Genomic DNA, 306 nt, shown 5'->3' on the forward strand with positions numbered 1-306 from the left:
TCTGGCGTGGTGGCATCCGCGGTGGGGGGAGGCGGCACAGGCGCTTGGCCTGCCCGTCGCTGGCGGTGTGTCCATCGATCCGGCGATGACCCATGCTGCCATCCTGCGGCTGTTCACCTATGCTGGAGTGTTCTGGCTGGCCGTCCAGCTCGGGCGGGAACGGGCGCGGGCGCGTGAGGCCATCGTGGCTGTGGCCGTGGCGGGATGTGTCTACGCCGCCTATGGGTTGGCAATGCATTTTTCCGGCTGGGAACGCATTCTTTGGATCGAGAAGTGGGCATATGTCGGTGACCTCACCGCGACGTT

General features: G+C 65.7%; 1 protein-coding gene. It reads left to right on the forward strand.

Going from position 1 to position 306, the window contains the following annotated elements:
* On the forward strand, positions 1-306 hold a 306-nt coding region (locus JT719_RS24530; RefSeq protein ID WP_207436414.1), incomplete at both ends, for a hypothetical protein.

It is taken from the genome of Sabulibacter ruber, assembly GCF_017355955.1.
Lineage (GTDB): Bacteria > Bacteroidota > Bacteroidia > Cytophagales > Hymenobacteraceae > Nibribacter > Nibribacter ruber_A.